Below are 4,013 nucleotides of genomic sequence, written 5' to 3' on the forward strand. Positions count from 1 at the left end.
GGTCGGGCTCGCGGACCCGCCGGCCGCGCCCGCAGGCGGGCAGGACCCGGCGCGGGTGCCGCTGCGCGCCTACCGCGCGCTCGCCGGGGTCGCGTTCAAGAGCCTCGTCGCCTACCGGCTCCAGTTCTTCCTCGGGCTGCTCGGCAACCTCTTCCTGCTCCTGTCGCTGCTGTACCTCTGGCGCACGATCCTGCGTGAGGGCCAGCAGCCGCTGGGCTTCACGTGGCCCGAGATGAAGGCGTACCTGCTGGTGGGCTTCGTGTCGAGCACGGTCGTGTCGACCTACAGCGACTGGCGCATGGCGCTGCGGATCCAGGACGGGTCGGTCGCCGTCGACCTCACCAAGCCCGTCGACTACCAGCGCGCGCGCCTGGCCGAGACCCTCGGCTTCGCGGCGTTCGAGGTCATCGCGTGCGTGATCGTCGCCGCCGGCGCCCTCGCCGCCTTCGGCGGCGTGCCCGTGCCGCCGCCCGACCGGCTCGCCCTGTTCTGCCTGAGCCTGCTCGCCGTCGTGCCCCTCAAGTTCGCCGTGGTCTACATGAGCGGGCTGCTGTGCTTCTGGACGCAGAGCTACATGGGGGTCAGCTGGGCGCGGCTCGCGCTGCAGCAGCTGTTCTCCGGCGCGATGGTCCCGCTCGTCTTCTTCCCCGACTGGCTGCGGTGGATCGCGGAGGTGCTGCCCTTCCAGGCCATGGCGTACACGCCCGCGATGCTCTACCTCGGCCGGCTCGAGGGCGCCGAGCTGTGGTGGCGCCTCGGCGCCCAGCTCGGCTGGACCGTGCTCCTGTGGTGGGCCGCGCGGGCAGCGTGGCGCGCCGCCTCCCGACGACTCACGGTGCACGGAGGGTGACGATGACCACCGGCACGATCGCCCCTCCCGAGGGCCGCCCCGCCGTGGTGCGCGGACCCGTGCGCCGCGCGCTGTGGCTGTACCGCCGCAGTCTGGGCGCGAAGATCCGCTCGGTCATGGAGTACGAGGCCGACTTCTGGATCCTCATGGTCGCGGCCGTCATGACCCAGGCCGTCGGCCTGGTGTTCCTCTGGACGGTGTTCCGGCGGATCCCCGACATCAACGGCTGGGGCTTCTGGGAGATCGTCCTCGTCTACGCGATGGTCTACGTCGCCGAGGGCGTGGGCTCGCTGTTCTTCGAGGGCACCTGGCGCCTCGCGTGGCTGGTCAACCAGGGCGAGCTCGACCGCGTGCTCGTGCGCCCCTACTCGCCCGTGCTCCAGGTGATGAGCATCGACGTCGGTCTCAACGGGCTCGGCAACATCACGATGGGGATCGGCCTCATCATCGCCGCCGTGCAGCAGGTCGACGTCGACTGGACGGTCGGGCGGGCGGCGCTCGCGCTCGTGCTGCTCGTCAGCGGCGTCGCGGTGAAGATCGGGCTCAACCTGGCGTCCAACGCGTCGGCCTTCTGGATCAACGCGCCGTTCTCGACCTTCGCGTTCTCGCTGCACTCGCTGGGCGAGCTCGCCCGCTTCCCGATCACCATCTACTCGCTCGGCATCCGTGCGGTGATCACCTTCGTGCTGCCGTTCGCCTTCGTGTCCTTCTTCCCGGCCGCGGCCGTGCTGGGCGAGGGGACGTCGGCGTGGGTCGGGCTGCTCACCCCGCTCGTCGCGGCGTGGTGCGTCGGGATGGGCGTCTGGCTCTTCCGCCGCGGCCTGCGCCGCTACGAGTCGGCCGGCGCCTGATGCCACAGCGAACAACCGTGCAGCTGGAGGCGATGGGAACGCCTCCAGGTGCACGGTTGTTCGCGTAGCCCGGCGTCAGCGGCGGCCGCAGCGGGCGCACGCCGCGCGGCGGCGGACGGCGTAGGCGTACGTCGCCAGGCCCAGGGCCGCGCCCCAGAGCGGCCAGAACATCTCGGGCAGCCACGCGGCGACGTCCGACTCCTCACCGGGGACGCCCGCGCTGAACCCCCCGGCCAGGGCGTAGCGCACGAACATGAGCCCCGCCGAGGTGACCAGGACCGACACGACCGACGCCGGCACGACGGCGAGCCCGATGGGCACGCGCCGCCCGCGCACCCCGAGCATCCAGCGCGGGAAGACCTCGCCCCACCGCTGCACGAGCCCGAGGGTGAGCACCGCGCCCCCGATGGCGAGCACGGCCAGGCCCGCCCCCATCCAGACGATGTCAGCCAGCTCGTCGAGCATCTCCTGGGAGATGCCGAGCGGGATGCCCAGCGCCCAGGCGAGGCGCGTCACCGCGTAGCCGACCGGGATCGCGACGGCCACGCCGACCGCCCACGGCGCACGCCGGACGGCCCACGCGGCGAAGCGGCCCGGGCTGCCGGACCGGCCGCAGTCCCGGCAGCGCGCCGTGAGGCGCCGGTGCTGCGCGGCGGCGACCACGAGCGCAAGGCCGCCGAGGGTCGCGAGCGCCATGTGCACCACGGGCCAGGGCCAGACGTCCACGCCCTCGGGCATCGTCCCGGTCAGCGACATCACGGCGATGATGGGCAGGTAGGCCGTCCACGCGAGCAGCCGGTAGTCCGGCAGCACGAGGGTCAGCAGCGCCCCCAGCGCCGTGGCGAGGCCCACGACGAGCGCCACGCCGCGGCGGGCGTCGGGTCCCGACCCCCGCACCTCGCGGCCCGGGCCGCGCCGGCGCGCGGCACCGCCGGTGACCGATCGACGCTGCACGGCCATGGCGCCGACGAGCGCGAGACCGACCCCGCCGAGCGCCGCGAGCACGGCCGCGCCGACGTCGGGCGTCATGAGGTGCAGGACGGACAGGCCCGGCTCCTCGTCGGGCCGCGGCACCGCGGGGTTGCCCGGGGCCCCGCGCAGCCACGCGATCCCCGCGGCCAGCTCGCCCGCGGACCAGAGCCCCGCGACGGGGAGCGCGAGGGCCGCGAGCCGGTGCCGCCGGCTCGGTGCCACCGTCGACGCGCCGGTCCAGCCGTCCGGCGTGGGCGTGATCGCGCCGCCGCCGGTCGCGCCGGCGCCGGTCGTGCCGGCGCCGGTCGTGCCGCTCCTGCCGTTCGCGTTCCTGCTGCCGGCACTCGTGGTCGCCGTCATGCTCCCCACCTCCCCCGACGCCCCGTGCGGGCGTCACCACCTCAGGCTCGTGCGGGCGGGGGCGCGGGGTCGTCGTCCTGTGCGGGACGGGGCGTACGCCGCGAGGGTGACGGCGAGGGGCCGCCGGGCTGACGGCGGCGGACCTGCTGGGCTGACGGTGCGTCAGCGGCCCGGGCGCACCAGGCCCGTCTCGTAGGCGAGGACGACGGCCTGCACCCGGTCCCGGAGCCCGAGCTTGGCGAGGATCCGGCCGACGTGCGTCTTGACCGTCGCCTCCGAGAGGTAGAGCCGCCGGGCGATCTCCGCGTTGCTCTCGCCGGTCGCGAGCTCGACGAGCAGCTCGCGCTCGCGGTCCGTGAGCCGCTCGAACGGGTCGGGGCCCGAACGCGGCCCGGGCAGGTCGGGCGCGACGTGCGCGAGCAGGCGGCGCGTCGTCGTCGGCGCGAGCACGGCCTCGCCCGCGTGCACCGTGCGGATCGCGGCGATGACGTCCTCGGCCGAGGCGTCCTTGAGCAGGAACCCGCTCGCGCCGGCCTTGAGCGCCGCGAAGGCGTGCTCGTCGAGGTCGAACGTGGTGAGCACGAGCACGCGCGCCGCGTCCCCGCGCTCGACGATGCGCCGCGTCGCCTCGACGCCGTCCATCCGCGGCATGCGGACGTCCATGAGGACGACGTCGGCCGGGGTCGTGGCGAGCAGGTCGAGCGCGGCCGCGCCGTCGGCGGCCTGGCCGACGACGCGCATGTCGTCCTCCGCCGCGACGACCATCGCGAGGCCCGTGCGGATGAGCTGCTGGTCGTCGACGAGCACGACGCGGATCGTCGTCATCGCGGCTCCTCCCCCCTCGGCTCACCGTCGGTGCGACGCTCGCCCGGTGCGACCGCGGGCGCACCCACGGGCCGCACGTCCGGCCGGTCCGCCGTCGGCAGCTCCGCGACGACGGCGAACCCGCGCGCACGCGGCCCGGCCTCGAGCGTCCCGCC

General features: G+C 74.9%; 4 protein-coding genes. 2 read left to right on the plus strand and 2 right to left on the minus strand.

Annotated elements, in window-relative coordinates; translation table 11 throughout:
• On the plus strand, nt 1–850 hold an 850-nt coding region (locus ICW40_RS16505), incomplete at its 5' end, for an ABC transporter permease (protein WP_221655105.1).
• A 2-nt stretch (nt 851–852) separates the two neighbouring features.
• Nucleotides 853–1,701 carry an ABC transporter permease gene (locus ICW40_RS16510; RefSeq protein ID WP_221655106.1) on the plus strand — a complete coding sequence of 283 codons (849 nt, stop codon included), beginning with the start codon at nt 853–855 and terminating at the stop codon, nt 1,699–1,701.
• Nucleotides 1,702–1,776: 75 nt separating this feature from the next.
• Here ICW40_RS16510 and ICW40_RS16515 read toward each other — a convergent pair whose 3' ends face one another.
• Complete coding sequence (locus tag ICW40_RS16515; RefSeq protein ID WP_221655107.1) at nt 1,777–3,033, minus strand: hypothetical protein; 1,257 nt, start codon at nt 3,031–3,033, stop codon at nt 1,777–1,779.
• A gap of 162 nt (nt 3,034–3,195) precedes the next feature.
• A complete protein-coding gene (locus ICW40_RS16520; protein WP_221655108.1) occupies nt 3,196–3,858 on the minus strand; it encodes a response regulator in 663 nt (220 codons plus the stop codon).
• Nucleotides 3,859–4,013: the final 155 nt, after the last annotated feature.

It is taken from the genome of Actinotalea ferrariae, from assembly GCF_019733465.1.
GTDB lineage: Bacteria > Actinomycetota > Actinomycetes > Actinomycetales > Cellulomonadaceae > Actinotalea > Actinotalea ferrariae_A.